This is a genomic window from Rhizobium sp. 01T444, from assembly GCF_056398305.1.
In genome coordinates this window covers 1-551 of the sequence record NZ_JBFTPD010000354.1, presented here as the reverse complement: position 1 = coordinate 551, position 551 = coordinate 1, and the positions used below count along the sequence as shown (strand labels likewise).

General features: G+C 70.1%; 1 protein-coding gene and 1 pseudogene. One reads left to right on the top strand and one right to left on the bottom strand.

The window, feature by feature from the left end:
- Positions 1-231 (top strand): annotated as a pseudogene (locus tag AC1DTN_RS38890) (hypothetical protein); the annotation flags it as partial.
- A gap of 8 nt (positions 232-239) precedes the next feature.
- Here AC1DTN_RS38890 and AC1DTN_RS38885 read toward each other — a convergent pair.
- The coding region (locus tag AC1DTN_RS38885) for a chromate transporter (RefSeq protein WP_477925566.1) at positions 240-551 on the bottom strand (312 nt) is incomplete at its 5' end.

The window sequence follows — 551 nt, the reverse complement described above, 5'->3', positions numbered from 1 at the left end:
CGCTTCGACGTCCTGCTGTGCGACCTGCAGCTGGCGGGCGAAGAAGACGGCATGGACGTCATCGATGCCGCGCGCGGCCTTCAACCCGATGCGCTCGCGGTGCTGGTGTCCGGCGCCACCGGACCCGAGGTGCTGCAGCGCCTGCGCCAGCGCGGCGTGACGCTGCTCACCAAGCCGGTCGCACCCGCCAAGCTGCGGGCGCTGCTGTCGACGCGTCGCAACGCGGGCTGAGCGGCCGTCTACAGAGCCCAGCCCGCGAGCGCGGCCAGCAGCACGACGACGACAGGCGAAAACCTCGCATAGACCAGCAGGCCGAAGGCCGCCAGCGCGAGCCCGAAGTCCGCCTTCGAGTGGATGGCGCTGGTCCACACCGGGTCGTAGAGCGCGGACAGCAGAATCCCGACCACGCCGGCGTTGATGCCCGCCATGGTCGACTGGATGTCGCCCCGCTGGCGCAGGCTCTCCCAGAAAGGCAAGGCACCGACCACCATGAGAAAGGCCGGCAGGAACACAGCGACCAGCAGTGCCAGCCCACCCGACCATCCGTGCAG